The 19,772-nt window shown below is 47.3% G+C and carries 17 protein-coding genes; 11 read left to right on the forward strand and 6 right to left on the reverse strand.

Annotated elements, in window-relative coordinates:
* Positions 1–45 precede the first annotated feature (45 nt).
* Positions 46–447, forward strand: a complete 402-nt coding sequence (locus tag GCA01S_RS05360; protein ID WP_017434212.1) for a secondary thiamine-phosphate synthase enzyme YjbQ — start codon at positions 46–48, stop codon at positions 445–447.
* A gap of 164 nt (positions 448–611) precedes the next feature.
* Here the strand turns inward: GCA01S_RS05360 and map are convergent, their stop codons facing one another.
* On the reverse strand, positions 612–1,361 hold the full coding sequence (gene map, locus GCA01S_RS05365) for a type I methionyl aminopeptidase (protein WP_017434211.1): 750 nt from the start codon (positions 1,359–1,361) through the stop codon (positions 612–614).
* 75 nt (positions 1,362–1,436) lie between these two features.
* On the opposite strand from map, the gene GCA01S_RS05370 reads away from it, so the two are divergent.
* Both GCA01S_RS05370 and GCA01S_RS20830 read left to right on the forward strand, forming a co-directional pair.
* Complete coding sequence (locus GCA01S_RS05370; RefSeq protein WP_042407843.1) at positions 1,437–1,619, forward strand: hypothetical protein; 183 nt, start codon at positions 1,437–1,439, stop codon at positions 1,617–1,619.
* A gap of 123 nt (positions 1,620–1,742) precedes the next feature.
* On the forward strand, positions 1,743–1,877 hold the full coding sequence (locus GCA01S_RS20830; protein ID WP_255212259.1) for a hypothetical protein: 135 nt from the start codon (positions 1,743–1,745) through the stop codon (positions 1,875–1,877).
* An 82-nt stretch (positions 1,878–1,959) separates the two neighbouring features.
* Here GCA01S_RS20830 and GCA01S_RS05375 read toward each other — a convergent pair whose 3' ends face one another.
* The gene (locus GCA01S_RS05375) at positions 1,960–3,261 is read right to left on the reverse strand and encodes an ATP-binding protein (protein ID WP_042407845.1); all 1,302 of its coding nucleotides are present in this window, start codon (positions 3,259–3,261) and stop codon (positions 1,960–1,962) included.
* Positions 3,262–3,531: 270 nt separating this feature from the next.
* On the opposite strand from GCA01S_RS05375, the gene GCA01S_RS05380 reads away from it, so the two are divergent.
* The 6 genes from GCA01S_RS05380 (at position 3,532) to GCA01S_RS05405 (ending at position 11,496) form a co-directional block, all read left to right on the forward strand.
* Complete coding sequence (locus GCA01S_RS05380; RefSeq protein WP_042408034.1) at positions 3,532–5,904, forward strand: immune inhibitor A domain-containing protein; 2,373 nt, start codon at positions 3,532–3,534, stop codon at positions 5,902–5,904.
* 159 nt (positions 5,905–6,063) lie between these two features.
* On the forward strand, positions 6,064–6,309 hold the full coding sequence (locus tag GCA01S_RS05385) for a hypothetical protein (protein ID WP_017434207.1): 246 nt from the start codon (positions 6,064–6,066) through the stop codon (positions 6,307–6,309).
* A 112-nt stretch (positions 6,310–6,421) separates the two neighbouring features.
* Positions 6,422–7,228, forward strand: a complete 807-nt coding sequence (locus GCA01S_RS05390; RefSeq protein ID WP_017434206.1) for a uroporphyrinogen-III synthase — start codon at positions 6,422–6,424, stop codon at positions 7,226–7,228.
* 295 nt (positions 7,229–7,523) lie between these two features.
* Entirely contained in the window at positions 7,524–8,549 is a 1,026-nt protein-coding gene (locus GCA01S_RS05395) for a 2-oxoacid:acceptor oxidoreductase family protein (RefSeq protein WP_017434205.1), read from the forward strand.
* Positions 8,537–10,831: a thiamine pyrophosphate-dependent enzyme gene (locus GCA01S_RS05400; protein WP_042407847.1), complete on the forward strand. Its 2,295-nt coding sequence runs from the start codon at positions 8,537–8,539 to the stop codon at positions 10,829–10,831. The genes GCA01S_RS05395 and GCA01S_RS05400 overlap by 13 nt, the downstream gene beginning before the upstream one ends.
* A gap of 131 nt (positions 10,832–10,962) precedes the next feature.
* On the forward strand, positions 10,963–11,496 hold the full coding sequence (locus tag GCA01S_RS05405; RefSeq protein ID WP_042407851.1) for a hemerythrin domain-containing protein: 534 nt from the start codon (positions 10,963–10,965) through the stop codon (positions 11,494–11,496).
* A 132-nt stretch (positions 11,497–11,628) separates the two neighbouring features.
* On the opposite strand, the gene narI is transcribed toward GCA01S_RS05405, so the two are convergent.
* Genes narI through GCA01S_RS05425 form a run of 4 tightly spaced genes read right to left on the reverse strand, consistent with a single transcriptional unit; the run spans position 11,629 to position 18,045 of the window.
* Positions 11,629–12,333, reverse strand: coding sequence for a respiratory nitrate reductase subunit gamma (gene narI, locus GCA01S_RS05410; protein ID WP_042407854.1), 705 nt, complete (start codon positions 12,331–12,333; stop codon positions 11,629–11,631).
* A gap of 2 nt (positions 12,334–12,335) precedes the next feature.
* Positions 12,336–12,884, reverse strand: coding sequence for a nitrate reductase molybdenum cofactor assembly chaperone (gene narJ / locus GCA01S_RS05415; RefSeq protein WP_042407856.1), 549 nt, complete (start codon positions 12,882–12,884; stop codon positions 12,336–12,338).
* Positions 12,885–12,899: 15 nt separating this feature from the next.
* Positions 12,900–14,372: a nitrate reductase subunit beta gene (narH, locus tag GCA01S_RS05420; protein ID WP_042407858.1), complete on the reverse strand. Its 1,473-nt coding sequence runs from the start codon at positions 14,370–14,372 to the stop codon at positions 12,900–12,902.
* Complete coding sequence (locus tag GCA01S_RS05425) at positions 14,362–18,045, reverse strand: nitrate reductase subunit alpha (RefSeq protein ID WP_042407861.1); 3,684 nt, start codon at positions 18,043–18,045, stop codon at positions 14,362–14,364. The genes narH and GCA01S_RS05425 overlap by 11 nt, the downstream gene beginning before the upstream one ends.
* Before the next feature lie 182 nt (positions 18,046–18,227).
* Between GCA01S_RS05425 and GCA01S_RS05430 the strand changes: the two genes are divergently transcribed.
* Together GCA01S_RS05430 and GCA01S_RS05435 are read left to right on the forward strand one after the other, a co-directional pair.
* Positions 18,228–18,734, forward strand: coding sequence for a metal-dependent hydrolase (locus tag GCA01S_RS05430; protein WP_017434198.1), 507 nt, complete (start codon positions 18,228–18,230; stop codon positions 18,732–18,734).
* A gap of 78 nt (positions 18,735–18,812) precedes the next feature.
* A complete protein-coding gene (locus tag GCA01S_RS05435; protein ID WP_042407865.1) occupies positions 18,813–19,568 on the forward strand; it encodes an alpha/beta hydrolase in 756 nt (251 codons plus the stop codon).
* Positions 19,569–19,772 lie beyond the last annotated feature (204 nt).

Here is a 19,772-nt window from a genome sequence, read left to right on the forward strand (position 1 = left end):
AAAATCTTTTTTCGAAACAAAATATGTTGTTTGGTGGTGAGTATTATGCTTCGCTCTTTTACCATTCGCACGACGAAACGGGATGAGATGATCGAAATTACTTCGTTTGTCGCGGAAACAGTTCGTGAGTCAGGCGTAACGGAAGGGGTGGCCATCGTGTATTGCCCGCATACGACAGCGGGAATCACGATTAACGAAAACGCCGATCCTGACGTGAAGCGGGATATGATGCGCCGCTTTGACGAAACGTATCCATGGGAGCACCCGCTTGACCGCCATCTGGAAGGAAATACGGCTGCGCATATGAAAGCGAGTACAGTCGGTGCGTCGCAGCATGTCATTATTACGGATGGCCGGCTTCTTTTAGGAACGTGGCAGGGAGTTTATTTTTGCGAGTACGACGGTCCGCGCCAACGCACATTTTATGTGAAAGTTGTGCAAGGGTAAAAAAGACCAGCCAATGGTGCAAACGGGCACATAAGTTATTTATATAACCGTAATATTATTATGTAAACTTTAAAAGAGCAAAGAACTAGCCAAAAGCGGCTAGTTTTTTGCTTTACCTTCCAACGTTTCTTTCCTAAAATGGCAGAGTGCAAGGGGCTGTTTAGTTAAGAAAGAGTCGTTAAAATGAGCGGACCGTTTTTGGTGATCGCGATCGTATGTTCATATTGTGCGGAATAGGAGCCATCGATTGTCCGCGCGGTCCAGCCGTTTTGGTCCATTTTGCTTTGCCACGCGCCGATGTTGACCATCGGCTCAATGGTGATCACCATTCCTTCTTTTAAGCGCATGCCCTTTCCCTTTTCCCCAAAGTGCGGAATATATGGTTCTTCGTGAATCGTCGGCCCGATTCCATGTCCGGTGAAATCGCGGACGACGGAGAAACCGTTTGCTTCCACATAGGTTTGAATGGCATGGCCGATGTCACCGATCCGGTTGCCGATGACCGCCTGCTCAATCCCTTTGTAGAGCGATTGCTCTGTCACATGAAGCAATTTTTGCACCTCTTCGCTCACTTTGCCGACGGCATAGGTCCATGCCGAATCGGCAAGGGCGCCATGCAGGTTGACGACAAAATCGATCGTGACAATGTCGCCTTCTTTTAACGGCTCGTTGCGCGGAAAGCCGTGGCAAATTTCGTCGTTAATCGAGGCGCATGTCGCATAAGGATATCCGCGATATCCTTTTTGTTCCGGCGTTGCACCGTGCTTTGCCAAAAATGTTTCCACAAAATGGTCGATTTCCATGGTGGTGATCCCAGGCTCAATGAGCTTGGCGATTTCTTGATGACAAGCCGCTAATAATTTTCCTGCTTCGTGCATTAGTTTTATTTCTCTTTCCGTTTTCACATGAATCATGCCAAATCCCCTTTTCATTCATATTTGCTGACTGTGATGTCGCAAGTCTATTGTGTATTGTAGCAGAAAAACGACATGGAAATAAATAAAAGGAATTGTCAACACGCAATTATTGACGGCATAGAGATCGACACCAAATCGTTATATGAAGCGGCAAGCCCAGCGCAGGAAAAAATGTTTGCCGCAGCTCTGCAAATGGTTCAACTGCTGAAAACGCTAATTGCCGAGAAGGATGAACAATTGAATGCTGTAAAATAGGGAACGATCGTTGTGATGATTATGGCATCGCTGGCGGTGCTATATTTGTTTGCGGCGTTTTATCGTTAACATATTACGCTGATTGAAGAAAGAACGTTATAAGCAGCAAAAAGCGACTTAACGGTGCAGTTACACATTCATACGAAAGATGAGTTTGCCGGCATCGCCATTTGCTCATTCATTCGTTTCGGACGATCATTCGACCGGCTGAACAGTTTCAATGGTCATGAAAACGGCTATCCATTTTGCGATGGATAGCCGTATTTTTGTTGCTATGCATTTCAGCCGCTGTTCCATTCGCACACTTCTTTTCTGGTAGACATATGTGCGACTTCCAAGTTTATAAAACAGCAAAAATCTTTTTTGCTTTCCGAACCTCTTGTGGCAAGTGAGAGGAAGAAAGCGGAAGATAGATGGATACTTCGGTTCCTTTATGTACCTCACTTTGAATATGAATTGTTCCATTCATTGATTCAATAATGCGGTATACGACCATCATTCCTAACCCGGTGCCTTTAATCTCTTTCGTCGTAAAATACGGTTCCCCGAGCCGCTCCATTTGTTCTTTTGTCATGCCGACGCCGGTATCGGAAATGCGGATTAGCACGCGCCGCTTTTCAATCGAAACGTAAATTTGCAGCACACCGCCGTTCGGCATCGCCTCAATTGCGTTTTTCATAATGTTGAGCAAACATTGACGGAATTTCTCGCGCTCTCCTATGATCGAAAACGGCGCTAATGTCGCTCGCACTTCCACGCTGTTCATATTGGCGAGCGGGCGTATAAAATCAATCACGCGTTCGATTTCCGTTTTGACATTCAACTTTTCCACTGTTTCAGGAGCCGGTTTGGCGAATGTCAAGTAATCGGTAATAATCGCTTCGGCGCGATCTAACTCTTCGATCGCGATTCGCGCATATTGCCTCCGTTTTTCCGGCGAAAGATGGTGTTGCTCCAGCAATTGCATAAACCCGCGCGCGGCTGTGAGCGGATTCCGGATTTCGTGGGAAATGGAGGCGGCCAGATGGCTTACCGCTTCCATTTTTTCCGCGCGGATCATCCGTTTTCGCAAGGCGATATTGTGGTAAACCATCTCTTTTAAAGAACAGGCGATGAACATACATATTGGCTGAACGAGCAAATAGGTCAAGGAAAGGAGAACAGACGGTGACGGAATGCCATGAAATAATTCGGCCAGTCCGATCGTTATAATCCCGGAAAATGCAGATAGCGCAGTTGCCAGCGATATACGGTGTTTGGACGGAAGCTGCAAAAACTTTTTTGACAATACGATACTGGTTCCCATAACGAGGACGGAAGTAACAGCGGTGACAAAAAATCCCACCCCCTCAAATAAAGAACGATAACCAATCGTTACTAGACAGAGAAAGGCGCTTGTTGCTATTCCTCTATATAAACTTCCTAGCCAAAGCGGGATTTGGCGCAAGTCGAAGATAGACACTTTATCAGCGCCGACAGGAATAGTAATACATAGGATAATGACAAAGGAATAAAAGATGGTAAGCAAATGTTGTTTAATATGTTTTGGCACTTTTCGTTGTTCGATCCAAATTGGAATAGTAAAAATAGGAAGAAGGATAAAAAACAAATTTAACAAAAAATCTTTTACAATATTAAGCATTACTTGCACCTTCTTTCGCGTAAATACGGTACTTTCAGGGCAAATTCAACAATTACTGCTAATATACAACATTGTAAACAGAAAAAGTGTCGGATGTTAAGGGCGAATTCATAGTGTTTTTTTGACATAAATCTTCGTTTTTCAACAAAAAATGGATAGGCCTTCCATACTGATTTTCATAGTATGAAAGACTCTGTTTATTTTTTAGACTATTATATATTATTTTAATAATATAAATTATCTTAAAATATGACTTTAGGAGGGATCATTCTGAAAAAGAAGTCTATTTTTTCAGCTGCACTGGCGTTGTCGCTGGGGATAGGGTTATGGAATGTGCCGAATGTGACGGCGCCGAACGTGCAGGCAAAAGAGCCAGCTGCACATACATTAAAGCAAGGTGGACCTGTCGATTTAGCGATTGCCAATGAAGAAAAGTTAATAGAAATGCTTAAAAAAGACGGAAAAATTTCCGCCAATGCGACACCGGCTGAAGCGGAAGAAGCGGTTCGAACTTATTTGAAAGAAAAAGCGTCAGACACTGTAAAAGAAAAGGGAGAATTGTATAAACAAGAAGCAAAACGTGAAAAAATGCTGCAAGAAAACTATCAGAAAAATAGAGTTTTAAATGGAAAAGGAAAAAAACTGGGACAATCAAAAAATACGACCGTTCCTTCTGTGCAAGAGGAAGCGTGGAACGGAGGAAAACGGGTCGACCGGGTACTGGTGCTGTTAATCGAATACCCAGATTTTCCACATAATTCGATTCAGCCGGGCGAAACGGACATGTATTACAAAGATTATTCGAAAGAACATTATTACGATATGATTTTTGGCGATAAAGACGGCTATTATGAAGGACCGAACGGCGAAAAATTCATTTCAGTGAAAAAATATTACGAACAGCAGTCTGGAGGAAGCTATGCGATTGAAGGCGCAGTGGCTGGCTGGTATAAGGCAAAATACCCGGCCAAATATTACGGGGGCAACGTGCCAGATCCGAACGGAAGCGATGCCAATGCCCGCGCGCTCGTAAAAGAGGCGCTTGCAGCCGCTGCCAAAGATCCGAGCATCGATTTGCGGCAGTTTGACCAAGAAGATCGTTACGATTTAGATGGAGACGGCAATTACCGCGAGCCGGACGGGCTAATTGATCATTTAATGATCGTCCATTCCAGCGTCGGAGAAGAAGCGGGCGGCGGTCAACTTGGCGGCGATGCGATTTGGTCGCACCGCTGGAATTTAGGAGGAGTGTTCCGCATTCCGGATACATCGGCCGATGTCCCGTATTGGAGCGGACAGCTTGCTGCGTACGACTATACGATTGAACCGGCCGACGGCGCAGCAGGGGTGTTTGCCCATGAATACGGTCATGATCTAGGCTTGCCGGACGAGTACGACACACAATATTCAGGATTAGGAGAGCCGATTGCTTACTGGTCGATTATGTCAAGCGGCAGCTGGGCAGGAAAAATTCCTGGTACAGAACCGACCGGCTTCAGCGCATGGGCGAAGGAATTTTTGCAAGCCACGATGCCGGGAAGCAACTGGCTGACAGGAACGATGGTTGATTTCAACGAAATTACGAAAGACGGCGTCGAAGTCTTGTTGGACCAGGCGAGCACGAAAGGAACGAACAACGATGCTGTTCGCATCAACCTGCCGGATAAAGAAACAGTCGTCACGACTCCGGCGAGCGGAACGTACGCTTACTTCTCGGGGAGAGGAAATAATTTGGACCAATCGATGTCGGCAACGTTAGATTTAACGAAAGCAAAACAAGCCAAATTAACGTTTAAAACATGGTATCAAATTGAAAAAGATTGGGATTATGCGTCTGTCGAAGTGAAAGAAAACGGTTCTAACCAATGGGTAACCATTCCAGGCACCATTACAACTACGGACAATCCGAACGGACAAAATCCAGGAAACGGCATTACCGGTTCTTCCAACGGCTGGGTGGATGCGCAGTTTGATTTATCTGCTTATGCGGGGAAAACGATTGAGCTTCGGTTCCACTATGTGACCGATGTTTATGTTGCCGAAGCAGGCTGGTATGTCGACGATGTGCAAGTGATGGCGGACGATGTGGCAGTGTTGAAGGACGACGTCGAGACAGAGCCGCTCTTTACTTTAGATGGTTTTGCCAAAAGCAATGGAAAATGGTATTCGAAACATTATTATTTGGTGGAATGGCGCAACCATCAAGGGGTCGATGAAGGATTGGCCCATATTCTCCGCGGTGATCAATTGTTGTCGTACGATCCAGGGCTTGTTGTGTGGTATGTCGACGAGTTGTACGACAACAACTGGACGGGCATTCATCCAGGCGACGGATTCCTCGGCGTTGTCGATGCGGATCAAAAAACGTTGAAATGGTCAGGCAACATGCCGGCTTCGACACGATACCAAGTCCATGATGCCGCGTTCAGTCTGCAAAAAGGGGAGAAATTCCGCCTCGAGCTTAGCGATTCGAAATTACTCGATAATCATACATCGCCATTGCCGCTATTCGATGACAGCAACTCCTACGAAAATAAAGGGGCTGTTGATGCAGGGCGGAACGTTCCAAATTATGGGCTGAAAATCCGTGTCATTGGCGAAAGCGACGATCGTTCGGCAGCGCGTATCTTGTTGTATCGTTAAGTTAGAAAAATATGGACGCAGGCAGTCTCCTGCGTCTCTTTTTATCGACAATATTTTCGAAAACGAGAATAATAATTTGTTGATTTTTCTTCATTCCTTCTTCCGCCATTTGTTTTTATAATTGTAAGCAAATGATATATCAAGGGGGATTTTTTGATCATGCGGGAGTTGTATAAGCAATTAATAGTGTGGATTGAAGAAAAGCAGCCGGTCAAAATTAAAACAAGGCAAGGAGAGGCAACGTTTTTACCTGTCAAACTTTACAAAGATGCTCGGAAATTATTTGCCTATAACCGCAACATGAACTTGATCAACATCTCGTTAGATCATGTGGTTTCCATTGAGCCGACGCGCATTTACGGGTCGTTTGATCGAAGAGAAAAATATATGGTACATACCCGCTAGACAAGAAGGGAAAAGAGCGTGCTCCTAAAGGACCGCTTTTTTTTGTATTGCGTGGCAGAAAAGCAGTATTTTACAATAGAAGTATTCGTATCTAGGGAAGGAGAGGGGAAAGATGCGTGGAAAACGCATTGCGTTATGTGCGTCGCGAAAGCTGGAAGAGATGTCGACGCTGATTGAAAAACAAGGCGGAATTGCGGTTGTGCGGCCGGCGCAAGGAACGGTATTTTTGAAAGAGAAAGAGCTAGAAGAGGAAATGCGCGCGGTAATGGCCGTGTGTCCAGACTGGTTTATTTTTACAACTGGTATCGGAGTAGAAAAGTTGCTGGAGACGGCAGAGAGAGGAAACATAGAAGAAGAATGGATGACCACCATACAAAAGGCGCACGTAGCGGCGCGCGGCTATAAAACGGTCGCGGCGCTGAAAAAAATCGGCATTTCTCCTATTGCTGTCAGCGATGATGGTACGACGAAAGGGCTGATCCGCTCATTGGCAGAATATACATTGGCGGGGAAACAGGTCGTAGTGCAACTGCATGGTGATACCGCTCCGACGCTTAAGCAATATCTAACCGAAAACGGCGCATCCTACAGCGAATTGCTTCCATACCGCCATGTGGCGCCAGATTCGAAAACATTGGAAACGCTGTATGAGGAAATCGTGCGCCGCGAAGTCGATGCCGTTTGTTTTACAGCGGCGATGCAAGTCCGCTTTTTATTTTCTTTTGTAAAGGAGCAAAAAGATATCGAGCTGTTCCGCCGAACGCTGAATGAGCATGTCGTTGCCTGTGCAGTCGGAAAAGTCACGCAAGAAGCGCTTCAAGAAGAAGGAATTACTAGAGTGATCGCTCCTGAACTAGAGCGGATGGGGGCAATGATTGTCACGTTATCGCAATATTTTGAACGACAGCTGCAGAGATAAAACATTTTACTTCCGGTCTATGTATAAGATAACTGCTTTTATATAAACAACGCTTAAGGACACGGTTCCTTAAGCGTTTTTCTGTTTATTCTGTTATATTGCAAATAAATATCTGTTATATAATTGGTATGTTTGCTTAAACCATGATAAATAAAAGGTTTTTAACAGATATTTTATATGTGTATCATTAATAAAAACTGAAATATTTGATTTTTGTCACACTTTTTTTATGATTTTTTAAGTAAAATGAAATTGGGGATGTAAGTTGCTTTTTATTCATATTGGGAGGGATTGTATGCCTATTTTGCCAAAAACAAATGACTTAGGTTTTTTTGAAATACGCCTCGAGTCGATTGGGGGACTCGGCGCTAATCTGGCAGGGAAAATGCTTGCCGAGGCGGGAGTGCTAGGGCTTGGTTTAAATGGCTCCAACTTTTCCACATATGGTTCCGAAAAAAAAGGAACTCCGGTAAAAAGCTTTATTCGCTTCTGTGAGCCGGATGTAGAAATTCGGGCGCATAGTCCGATTGAACAACCGCATGTTATCGGGGTATTTCATGAAGCGCTTTATAAGACGGTGGATGTTGTAAGCGGTTTAGTTCCTGATGGAATCGTTGTGGTGAACTCCACAAGGGATTTTGCCGATATTCGCCGTGATTTGCGTTTGAAATACGGAACGCTTGCTGTTGTAGATGCTCTTGGGATTGCTGTGGAAGAAAAAACAAAGGTAAATACTGCAATGCTCGGAGCGTTATTCCGCGTTTGCGATTTTCTTGATCCGGAGGCGATGAAAGAGGTTATCCGAAAAACGTTTTCCAAGAAATATCCGCATTTAGTAGAATCGAATATTCGTACGTTTGAACGCGGATACCGTGAAGTCCGTTTTCAAACCTATGTGGCGCCGGAAGATGCCCGCGGAAAAACGTTCACCCGCCCTGAACCGCTTTTAGGATATGAAACGCAAGAAATAGGCGGGGTTATTGTTGCCAATGGGAATAGTGTTTTCAAAAATTTAAGCGGATCACGCCAAGGATTTTTGCCGAGATGGGAAGCAGAAAAATGCATTCATTGCGTTGCCTGTGATAATGTTTGCCCAGATTTTTGCTTTGTCTGGGAGGAAGGTGTAGATAAAAAAGGAAGAAAACAGATGTTTTTAACAGGGATCGACTATCAATATTGCAAAGGCTGTTTAAAATGTGTGGAAGCATGTCCGACGGATGCGCTCATTGCGGAGCGGGAAGTGCTCGGCTTTGCCGAGCAAAACTCGGTAAAACATAAATTCCCGTTCGCGGCAGGGGGGATGAACGAATGGCGATGTTAGAAGAAAAAACGGGAATGGCATCAAAGGCAGAACAAGAGACGGCATTTGCCTCGGGAAACGAAATGGCGGCGCTGGCAGCTGCGCAAATTAACTATCATATTATGGGCTATTTTCCCATTACTCCGTCGACGGAAATTGCCCAGTTGTTAGATCAAATGAAATTGCGGGGGGAACATAGCATTCAACTCATTCCAGCCGATGGAGAGCACGGTTCCGCCGGTATTTGCTACGGCGCGTCCATTATGGGGGCACGCGTGCTAAATGCCACAAGTGCAAATGGATTGATGTATATGCTCGAACAGCTGCCGGTACAGTCCGGAACGCGTTTTCCGATGGTGCTCAATTTAGTTACCCGCTCGATCAGCGGCCCACTGGACATTCATGGTGATCATTCCGATCTTTATTTTGCTTTAAATACCGGATGGGTGATTTTGCTCGCCCGTACTCCGCAAGCGGTGTACGATATGAATATTATGGCGCTGAAAATCGCCGAACATGCGGATGTGCGTTTGCCTGTCATTGTTGCATATGATGGCTTCTTCACATCGCATCAAAAACGCAAAGTGCGCCATTTTAAAGATCGAAGCGTTGTACAATCCTTTATTGGCGAGCGACCGACCAATTTTCCGAACGCCGCTGATCCGAAAAAGCCGATTACGATCGGCGCCCATATGAACGGAGACGATTTAATCAATAATAATTATCAGCAATCCGAAGCATTATACCGCGCCCAAGAGGTGTTTAAGCAAGTAGCTCGTGAATATGCGGCGCTATCCGGCCGCGAATATCCGGTGCTCGATTTATATAGAATGGAAGATGCGGAAGTAGCATTATTTTTACTGAACTCAGCGGCGGAAACAGCAAAAGATGTGGTCGACAAACTGCGGGCAAAAGGAATTAAAGCCGGAGTGATCAGTCCAAATATGATTCGTCCATTCCCGGCGGAGGAAATCCGCAGCGCATTAAAACAAGTAAAAGCATTGCTGATTGGGGAACGGGCGGATTCATACGGAGCGCATGGGCCGAATATGACACATGAAGTGAAATCAGCGTTACAAGAGGATAAAGAGAATAAAACCATTGTATTAAGCCGCGTGTTTGGCGTCGGCGGCAAGGACTTTTATGCAGAGGACGCAGAAGCGTTTTTCCAAATGGCCATAGAGGCAATGGAAAAAGGATGTGCAAAAAAACCGTTTGATTATTTTGGACATGTGCCGGGACGCCCGGAAAAGCGGCAGACTCCGGTAATGGAGCCAATGCATGGCGATGCGTTTAAAACGGGATTAATTCAAGTCACTCCAGATGGAAAGACGAAGCGGCTAAAAGTGAAAATTCCGCCGCTAAGAGCGCTCACTGCGAAGCCGAAGCGGCTTGCTCCAGGTCATGGAGCCTGCCCAGGGTGCGGAATTTTCCCGGGGTTAGAGCTGTTTTTTAAAGGAATTGAAGGCGATATTGCCGTCTTGTTCCAAACAGGATGCGCTTATGTTGTATCGGCTGCTTACCCGTATAGCTCGCATAAACAGACGATGGTCCATAATTTATTCCAAAATGGAGCAGCGACGTTGTCTGGAATGGTAGAAGCATTTTTCGAAATGAAACGCCGCGGGGAACTTCATGTTTCTGACGATGTGACATTTGTGATGGTTACAGGCGACGGCGGCATGGACATCGGAATGGGTTCCGCCATCGGAACCGCCCTGCGCAACCATAAATTAATTATTATCGAGTATGACAATGAAGGATATATGAACACCGGCTCGCAAATGTCCTATTCCACTCCGATGGGGCATATGACAAGCACGACGGGAGTCGGAAAAACGCAGCGCGGAAAGGCGTTCCATCATAAAGATACGCCGCAAATTATGGCGGCAACGAACATCCCTTACGTATTTACGGGAACAGAAGCGTTTCCGCAAGATTTAGTGAAAAAAGCGGCGAAAGCGCAATGGTATGCCCGGCATGAAGGAACGGTATACGGCAAGCTGCTGATTACATGTCCGCTGAACTGGAAATCAGAAGAACGATACGGCGAACAAATTTTGAAAGCAGCGGTAGAGTCTTGTTTCTTCCCGCTATATGAAGTAGAACGCGGAAAAACGACCATTACGTACGATCCGGAAGAGAAAAATCGCCGCATTCCGTTAAGCGAATGGTTGAAATACATGGGAAAAACGAAGCATTTACTAAAAGAAGAAAACCGCGATCTTTTACTAGAATTAGAGCAAGAGGTAGAGCGCAGATGGCGCATGCTGAAAGCAAAGCATGAACATCCTTATTTATAAAAATGCGGAACAATCACGCAGGAGGTTTTTCTTGCGTGATTGTTCTTTATCTTTGGGTGTGATATCGCTCACAACGTATTGTCGAAAAACAAGGTACAATCAGGACAAAGAAACAATAGGAGGGATGGATGATGCATTCATTTTGCCATATGAACGGACAAGGAGAAGTGAAGCTATGCGCAGGTCTAGAGCGTTTAAAAAAGGAACATGGGCCGTTGCGTGAACAAAAGCAGCGCCTGTTTGAACAGGCACAAGCAATCGTCGGTGACAAAGAAGGGCAAAACTGGAAGGAACGGTTGCTTGCGTTGCGGGAAAATGTACAGGCATTTGTGAATGAACTCGATCCGCACTCCCAGCGGGAAGAAGGCGTGCTGTTTCCGATGCTGGCGCAGTATATTGGAAGAACATCCGGCCCGATTGCCGTCATGGAGTATGAACATGATCAGGCGAATCAGCGGCTCGCTTCCTTTTTAACAAAAACCGCGGAGCTTCCGGAAACGGTCGATTGCGAAAGTGCGGTGGCGCTCGCCAATGAGGTGATCGACGCTTATCATATTTTAGCGGAACACTTTATGAAAGAAGAAAACGTGCTGTTTCCGATGGCCGAACGCCTGCTGTCCGACGAAGAAAAAGAAGAATTGTCGGAAAAAATAAGCCAAATATAAGAAAAAACGGGATGTCTCCTTCTCAACAGGTGCATCCCATTTTTTACATACGCACAAAGAAATCTCCCACCCCTGAAAGAAAGAGGTGGGAGAGATTATTATATGTGAAAGGGGGATTCGGATACGTTTCGATCAATGAATATTATATGGCTGTTCTGCCTGTTTTGGCATGCGTTTGCGGTAAACGACATAGCTTCGGCGTAAGTAGCGGAGCGGAAGGCTAAACACATGCACGAGCCGCGTAAATGGCCAGACAGCGAAAATGCTGAGAGCAGCCAAAATATGAATTTTAAACCAAACTGGCACGGTTTCCATGTAAGATGGATCGGGATGGAATAGAAGGACGCTCCGGAACCAAGGGCCGATCGTTGTTCGATAATCGAAACCACGCGAGTCGACGTTCAGCAGCGTCGACGACAGCCCCGATGCGATGACTATCGCCAGGAACAAGAGGGCGATCCAGTCACCGCGGCTGCTTGTAACCCGCACCCGTTTGACGGTCGCGCGCCGGCGGATCAGAATGAGAAGCCCAATAAGAGCGGCCAATCCTGCCGGAATACCGCCGGCAAGGGCGATGAGATGGTATGTTTCTTCTGTTATGCCGAGCGTTGCGTACACCGATTCCGGAATCAAAATGCCCATGACGTGGCCGACGAATACAAACAAAATTCCCCAATGGAACATCAGGCTGCCAAGCCGCAATTGCTTCTTTTCCAATACTTCGCTCGATTTCGATGTCCAGCCGAATTGGTCGTATTGATAACGCCAAATATGGCCGCCAATAAAAATCGTTAACACAATATAAGGGAAAATCACCCAAAGAAATTGCTCCAACACGGTTACACACTTCCTTTCGGAGTCGGCGTCACGCCGAGTTCTGCAAATGCGAGAAAAATTGCGTCAAACACAGCGGCATAAGGGCTGCCGCCCGCAGCAAGCTGTTTCCGTATTTCATCGATATTATCGGCGTATGCGGCAAAGAGCGGCACGATGTGCTCCTGTTCGGCGTAAGCGGCGAACTCAAGCATGAGCGGCAAATAATCCGGGAGTTCCTGCTCGGCCGTATCAAATCCAGCCGCTTTATAGCGCTGTTTCAACTGCAATAGCTCGAGTCCGCGTTCGCGCTGTTCGCCTGTATTCATGTAGGTCACATATAAATTTGTTTTTTTGCCGAAATCGAATGTTTCGACATATTGCTCCATCCGTTTGCGGGCAGGTATGGATTGGATGTCATGAATAAAAGCGCTCATTTTTTCGACGATGGCGTCGTTTGGGACGGCGCTGATTGCCTCGAGGCAATCAGCGAGAGAGTCCGCCCATTCTTCATCAGGATAGGACAATAAATGGGACGCGCATAAAAACACCGTTTGCATTTGTTCTTTATTCATGTTTCCTTACCTCCATTAAGAAAGCGTGCCGCAGGCGCCAGGACCGCCGGCAAACGCCAATCCGCAGCTTCCTTGTTCGGCGTATAGTTCCGCGACTTCTTCGCGGTGGGAGGCAGGAATGACAAAGCGGTCATTGTATTTTGCGATGGCGAGCAAACGATACATGTCTTCGATATCTTGCTCGCTTAGCCCAAGTTCTTCAATGATGCGGACATCCGGCTGTTTGTTCGTTTGTTTTGCGCGCATATAGGAGCGCATTGCCGCCATTTTTTTCAACGTAATACGGATGTGTGTTTCGTCGCCGGCTGTCAGTAAGTTCGCCAAATATTCGATCGGGATGCGCATTTCGTCAATCGCCGGGAAAATGTCTTCTGCATTCGCTTTGCTTCCTTTTCCTTCAAACATGTTCATAATCGGGCTTAATGGCGGAATGTACCATACCATTGGCAATGTCCGGTATTCCGGATGAAGCGGAAGCGCGATTTTCCAGTCGACAATCATTTTATAAATCGGCGAACGCTGCGCCGCTTCGATCCATTCATCCGGAATGCCTTCTTCTCTGGCTTTTGCGATTACTTCCGGATGGTGCGGGTCGAGGAAAATGCCAAGCTGGGCATGGTACAGCTCTTTTTCGTCTTCTACGCTCGCCGCTTCCTTCACTTTGTCGGCATCGTAAAGCATGACGCCGATGTAACGAATGCGGCCGACACACGTTTCCGCACAGATCGTCGGCATGCCTGCTTCAATGCGCGGGAAGCAGAGCGTGCATTTTTCCGCTTTATTTGTTTGCCAGTTGAAATATACTTTTTTATATGGACAGCTTGTTACGCAATAACGCCAGGCGCGGCAGGCGTTTTGGTCGACGAGGACGATGCCGTCCTCGTCGCGTTTATACATCGCTCCCGAAGGGCAGCTCGAGACGCACGATGGATTGATGCAATGCTCGCAAATGCGCGGCAAGTACATCATAAAGACGTTTTCGAACTCCGCTTGAATCGACTGCTCCATTTTGACAACGTTTGGATCTCTCAACCCGGTAATATGGGCGCCGGCAAGGTCGTCCTCCCAGTTTGGCCCCCATGACAGTTCCATGAATTCGCCGGTAATGGCCGATTTCGGGCGGGCGACCGGCTGATGGCGTTTTTCGGGGCTAGTGGTCAATGTTTCGTAATCGTAATTCCACGGTTCGTAATAATCATCAATCGTTGGCTGGTACGGGTTGTAAAACAAGTTAAGCAGACGGGTTGCTTTCGAGCCGGATTTGAGCTGGAGCTCGCCGTTTTTGAGCTCCCAGCCGCCTTTATATTTGTCTTGGTCTTCCCATTGTTTCGGATAACCGATTCCCGGTTTTGTCTCGACGTTATTGAAGTACATGTATTCCGCTCCGGGACGGTTTGTCCATGTGTTTTTACAAGTGACGCTGCACGTATGGCAGCCGATGCATTTATCCAAGTTCATCACCATGCCGACTTGCGCTTTAATCTTCAAGCCAATCGACCTCCTCTAATTTGCGGATAATGACGTACAAGTCGCGTTGATTTCCCGTTGGGCCGTAATAGTTAAAGCCGTAGCTTAACTGCGCATACCCGCCGATCATATGCGTCGGTTTCACATGAATGCGCGTCGGGCTGTTGTGTGTGCCGCCGCGGTTGTTCGTCAGCTTCGTGCCTGGCACGTTAATGTGGCGGTCTTGCGCGTGATGCATAAACGCCATTCCGCGCGGCAGACGGTAGGAAACAACGGCGCGGGCAACGACGACGCCGTTGCGGTTGAAGCATTCAATCCAATCGTTATCGCGAATGCCGGCTTCTTGGGCATCATCTTTGTTGATCCAGACGGTCGGGCCGCCGCGGAAAAGGGTGAGCATTGGCAACGAATCGAAATACATGCTGTGAATCGACCATTTGTTATGCGGCGTTAAATAATTCAAAATGATTTCTTTTCCTTTTGCTTCCGGACGCTTTTTCGAGAACGGGCGGTGCTGCAACATCGGCTTAAAGGTAGCCATCGTTTCGCCAAATTCGTGCATAAGCTCATGGTCGAGATAGAACGACTGCCGACCTGTCAAAGTGCGCCAAGGAATGAGCCGCTCGACGTTGGTTGTAAACGGCGAATAGCGACGGCCGCCTTTTTCCGAGCCGCTGAATGCCGGAGAGGTAATCACTGTTTTCGGCTGCGCCGTAATTTGTTCAAACGTAAAACATTCTTCCTCGCGTTCTTTCGCTAAATCGGCGAGCCGCAAATTCGTCTTTTTCTCGAGCGCTTCCCATGCTTTCACCGCCACTTTTCCGTTCGTTGTCGATGATAACGTGAGAATGGCTTCGGCCGCGTTTTTCGCACTGCTGATATCCGGGCAGCCGGCGGCGATCGACGCATGTTTGATCGTTCCTAGCGTCTTTTTCAATTTTTCGTATTCGTCTTTGGCTGACCAGGCGATGCCTTTTGTGCCCATTGGCTGCTTGGCCACGTTCGGTCCAAGGGAAATCATTTTGTCATAAATGAGCGTATAATCGCGCTCGACGACATGAATGTTCGGCATCGTTTTTCCTGGAATCGGTTCGCACTCGCCTTTGCTCCAGTCTTTCACTTTGCCAAACGGCTGCGTCAGTTCTTGTGCTGTATCGTGCAAGAGCGGGGTGGCGACGACTTCTTTGATCGGCTTCATGCCGATTTGTTTGGCGACATCGGAGACGGCTTTCGCTAACGATTTGAAAATATCCCAATCCGAGCGCGCTTCCCATGGCGCAGAAATCGCCGGATTGAACGGATGCACGAACGGATGCATATCCGTACTGCTTAAATCGTGTTTTTCGTACCATGTCGCCGCCGGAAGAACAACATCGGAGTAAAGCGCCGTTCCCGCCATGCGGAAATCAAGGTTCACTAACAAGTCGAGTTTGCCTTCCGGCGCCTCGTCGCGCCAAGTAATTTCTTGCGGCCGCAGGCTGTCCTCATCATCGTTTAACAAACCGTGCGTCGTACCGAGCAAGTGTTTTAAGAAATATTCATGGCCTTTACCGGAGCTTGAAATTAAGTTCGCGCGCCAGACGATTAAGTTTCGTGGAAAGTTTACTTCATTGTCCGGGTCTTCGATCGCAAATTGCAATTGCTTCGTTTTGAGCTGTTCGGCCACGTAATGTCCAATTTGTTCCGGAGTCGTTTTTCCATTGGCGATAGCTTCTTTGTAAAGGTCAATGCCGTTCTTGTTAAACGTCGGGTAAGACGGAAGCCAGCCAAGCCGGGCGGCGAGAACGTTATAATCCGCGTAATGGGAATAGCGCGCTTTTTTCACGAGCGGAGAAACAAGTTCATCGACTGGCATTTCTTCATATCGCCATTGATCGGTCGCAAAGTAGAAGAACGATGTGCCGTTTTGCAATTTCGGCGGCATCGTCCAATCGCGTGCCATCGCGATCGTTTGCCACCCTTCCACCGGCCGCAGTTTTTCTTGTCCGACGTAGTGCGCCCAGCCGCCACCGTTGACGCCTTGCGCGCCGACAAATAAGACGAGGTTTAATACGGCGCGGTAAATCGTATCAGAGTTAAACCAATGATTAATGCCAGCGCCGACAATAATCATCGAGCGTCCGTTTGTGTCGATCGCGTTTTGCGCAAACTCGCGCGCGATTTTAATGACAAGCTCCCGTTTCACACCCGTAATCGCTTCTTGCCATGCCGGCGTGAATGGAACGAGGTCGTCATATGTCCGGGCAACGTTTCCGCCAATGCCACGGTCAACACCGTAATTGGCAAGAACAAGGTCATAGACGGTTGTGACATATGTTTCGCCATCTTCGGTTTGCGCTTTTTTCGCTGGGACAACGCGTTCGATCGTTTTGCCCCCTTCATCAGAGAAGTAAGGAATATGAACCGTGACAAGCTCGTCTTCAATGCCTAAAAAAGATAGACGCGGTTCAATCGGCTGTTCTGTTTCCTCATCGACCATATGCAAATTCCATTTTCCTTGATCATCCCAGCGCGATCCGATCGTTCCATGCGGAATCGCAAATGTTTTTTTGTTTTCATCGTAAACGACCGGCTTCCATTCGGCGTTGATGACGTTGCGGCCGAGATCTTTTGCCTGCAAGAAGCGGCCGGCCACCCATTTGTCGCCATCTTTTTTCAAAGTGACGACGAACGGAAAATCGGTGTACATTTTCGCATATTGCTGGAAGTAAGGAACTTGCTGATCGACGTAATATTCTTTTAAAATGACATGTCCCATTGCCATCGCGAGTGCGCCGTCCGTTCCTTGTTTCACGCTGAGCCAGTCGTCGGCAAATTTCGTTGATTCGGCGTAATCCGGGCTGACGGAAACGACTTTTGTGCCGCGATAGCGGACTTCCGCTAAAAAGTGAGCGTCCGGCGTTCGGGTCAGCGGCACGTTCGAACCCCATGTAATGATGTAGCCGGAGTTATACCAATCGCTCGATTCGGGAACGTCGGTCTGGTCGCCCCAAATTTGCGGCGAGGCCGGCGGCAAATCAGCATACCAGTCGTAAAAGCTAAGCATCGGCCCGCCCATCAGCTGCATAAAGCGAGCCCCAGAGGCATAGCTGATCATCGACATCGCCGGAATCGGCGAAAAGCCGACATTGCGGTCCGGACCGTATTTGATGACGGTATATAATAAGGAAGCAGCGACAAGCGTTAATGCTTCATCCCAGCTGACGCGGACAAATCCGCCTTTTCCGCGCGCCTGTTTGTAGCGCTTTGCCTTTTCAGGATTTTCCACGATGCTTTTCCAAGCATCGAGCGGATTTTTGTGCGTTTGCAGCGCTTCTCTCCACATATCGATTAACACGCCGCGCACATATGGGTATTTAACACGCAGCGGGCTGTAAATGTACCAAGAGAAGCTCGCGCCGCGGGGACAGCCGCGCGGTTCAAAATCCGGCATATCCGGCCCGGTCGATGGATAATCGAGCTGTTGTCCTTCCCAGGTAACGATGCCGTCTTTGACGTAGATGTTCCAGCTGCATGAACCTGTGCAGTTGACACCGTGGGTCGAACGAACGACTTTATCGTGCTGCCAGCGACGGCGGTACGCGTTTTCCCAAGCGCGGTCGCCGTAGGTTGCTTCACTATGCTCATTTGCATATCGCTCGATCGGTTTCATATATTTGAAACGGTTCCATAACGGTGATCGTTTTTGTTTCATTTTTTTCACTCCTTATCAATGTGTGTAATTTTACTATAGTCATAATGGAAATAAAGGGATGTTAACTTCGTCACAGTTGACGCGATTGTCACAAATTTGTCAAACGGTGGCGAAAAACGAACAAACATTCCTTTCTTGTGTTATAATATAGAGAAAAAAGTTTTACATAATGAGGAGGTTACATGCGATACCATAGCCATATTGTTACGTCATTATGCCTGGGGGCGGCGGCCGCCGCGCACACATCGCTTTCGTTTACAGCAAGCTATACGGCGGGAGTCGTCATCGGCAGCTTGCTTCCCGACATTGATGAACCGAAGTCATACGTCGGGCGCCGCTCAATGGGGATGTCCAATAAAGTAAAAGAAGCGTTTGGCCATCGCGGCATGACCCATTCGCTTGTTGTATGGGGGATTATTGCCCTCGTTATTTCTTGGGAGTCGTCTTCGTTATTTGCGTCTGGCTTTGTGCTCGGCTATTTGTTTCATATTCTCGAAGACTTTTTCTCTGTTCAAGGCGTGCCTCTCTTTTGGCCGTTCACCGCAAAGCGGTTTAAAATCCCCATCTATCGCACAGGCAATCTCGTCGAAAAATCGCTTTTTTACGCGGCGTTTGCCTTGCTTGTCTATATCGGCGCAAAAGAACAGCTGTTTTTTGAATGGTGGCGTTCGCTTGCTTTATTTCGATGAGAAAAAAGGAAAAAGTCTGCCCTGCAGCGAATTATAAATGATAAAAGGAAGTGCATTTTCTAAAGCGGGGGAGAGGCGATGAAAGAGAAGTATCCTGTACTGCCAGAGGCGGAGCCGTTTTATTTTGAAGGAAGCCGAGCGGGCATTTTGGTTTCTCACGGCTTCACTGGCACGACGCAAAGCATGCGTCCGCTAGGCGAAGCGTACGCCAAGGCGGGCTATACCGTCTGTGGCCCGCGCCTGAAAGGACATGGAACGCATTATGAAGATATGGAACAGACGACATACGAAGATTGGATTGATTCCGTTGAAGAGGGGTACCAATGGCTGAAAGAGCGGTGTGACATTATTTTTGTGACGGGATTATCGATGGGTGGGACGCTCACCTTGTATATGGCCGAGACCTATCCTGACATTCAAGGCATCGTTCCGATTAATGCCGCCATCGACATACCGGTTATGGCCGACGGCGCCGCTCGTCGTGCTGAGCTGCCGCGCTACTTGGATGCGATCGGCTCGGATATCAAAAACCCGGAAGTGAAAGAACTGGCGTATGAAAAAACACCGGTCGCTTCGCTTCTACAAATTGTTAAGTTGATGGAAAAGGTAAGAGCCGACCTTCATAAAATTACTTGTCCTGCATTAATTCTCGTTTCCGAAGAAGACCATGTTGTTCCGCCCGATAACTCACGGCTTATTTTGGAGAAAATCAGTTCGGCGGAAAAAGAGCTTGTATCCTTGAAAAACAGCTACCATGTCGCGACGCTGGACTATGACCAGCCAACGATTATCGATTTATCGCTGCGCTTTTTTGCCGCGCATGCGAACAAATAGTTTTTTCGCAAAAAAGATTTGCCGCAGATGATGGCGGGCAAATCTTTTTTGTTAGAAAGAAAAGATAGGATTTATTTCCCATCCGTTTTTTCTAAAAACTTATAGCACTTCTTTGCGATTCATTTTACACTAGGAATAAAAAGTTGGCATCATCTGTTGGGGCGGCTTGTACAGTTATAGTATAGGAAATGGGAGAAAGAAAAG

This window comes from Parageobacillus caldoxylosilyticus NBRC 107762 (assembly GCF_000632715.1).
Taxonomy (GTDB): domain Bacteria; phylum Bacillota; class Bacilli; order Bacillales; family Anoxybacillaceae; genus Saccharococcus; species Saccharococcus caldoxylosilyticus.